A 1,334-nucleotide genomic window follows, 5' to 3' on the forward strand; every position below is an offset into this window, starting at 1 on the left:
GTACGCGACCAGGACTCCTGGCGGTCCGGTGACACCCCGCTGCTGTTCAACGGCGGCAACAAGAAGCCCGCCTACGACGCGGTCCTCAACGCCCTGAACGCCGCCTCGCCGGGCCCCGACCCCACTCCGACACCGACCCCGACGCCCACGCCGACTCCGACACCGACACCGGTCCCGGACGGGTGCGCGGCGACGATCACGACGACCAACAGCTGGCAGGGCGGCTTCCAGTCGACGGTGACCGTCCAGGCGGGCGACGCGGCGATCAGCGCATGGACCGTGCGGTGGACCTGGCCCGGCGGGCAGAGCATCAGCAGCCTGTGGAACGGCCAGCAGAGCGTGTCCGGCTCCAGCGTCACCGTACGCAACGCCGCCTATAACGGCTCCATCGCCGCCGGCGGCTCCACGACCTTCGGGTTCACCGCGAACGGCACCGCGGCTACCCCGACCGCCACCTGCACCAGCCCCTGACGGAGTCCGGACATGATGATGAGGAGAATCCAGATGCGTCTGCCCTGGCCGGCGCGCCCCTCCGCCGTCACGGCCGCGGCGCCGCCCCGGCGGGTCTCGCGCCGCGGCCTGGTGATCGGCGCCATCGCGGTCCTGCTGGCCGGAGCCGGCCTGCTGACCACACAGCCCGCCCAGGCCGCCGTGGCCTGCCGGGTCGACTACACGATCAGTTCGAGCTGGCAGGGTGGCTTCGGTGCCAGCGTCACCATCAACAACCTCGGCGACGCGGTCGACGGCTGGCGGCTGAGCTGGTCCTTCGGCGCCGGCCAGCAGATCACCCAGATCTGGAACGCCACCCAGACCCAGTCGGGCTCGTCGGTGACCGCCACCAACGTCTCCTACAACGCCTCCATCCCCTCCGGCGGCAGCACCAACTTCGGGTTCAACGGCTCGTGGAACGGCAGCAACCCCGTGCCCACGTCGTTCGCCCTGAACGGCGTGACCTGCGGCGACCCCGGCACCCCCACGCCCACCCCCACACCGACTCCGACGCCCACACCGACGCCGACCGGCACGTGCGCTCTTCCATCGACGTACCGCTGGACATCGACGGGCCAGCTGGCCAGCCCGAAGTCGGGGTGGGTCTCGCTCAAGGACTTCACCAACGTCGTCTACAACGGCAAGCATCTCGTCTATGCGACGACGCACGACACGGGGACGAGGTGGGGTTCGATGAACTTCGGCCTCTTCACCAACTGGTCCGACATGGCCTCGGCCGGCCAGAACACGATGTCTGTTTCCGCTGTCGCGCCGACGCTCTTCTACTTCGCCCCGAAGAACATCTGGGTGCTCGCCTACCAGTGGGGTGGGACCGCCTTCTCCTA

The 1,334-nt window shown here is 69.6% G+C and carries 2 protein-coding genes; both read left to right on the plus strand.

Annotated elements, in window-relative coordinates:
* On the plus strand, window positions 1–471 hold a 471-nt coding region (locus tag AB0J16_RS59635; protein WP_358558322.1), incomplete at its 5' end, for a cellulose binding domain-containing protein.
* Between the two features lie 33 nt (window positions 472–504).
* The coding region (locus AB0J16_RS59640) for a non-reducing end alpha-L-arabinofuranosidase family hydrolase (protein WP_358558325.1) at window positions 505–1,334 on the plus strand (830 nt) is incomplete at its 3' end.

Origin of the sequence: Nonomuraea sp. NPDC049750, from assembly GCF_040659625.1 — a bacterium.
Lineage (GTDB): Bacteria > Actinomycetota > Actinomycetes > Streptosporangiales > Streptosporangiaceae > Nonomuraea.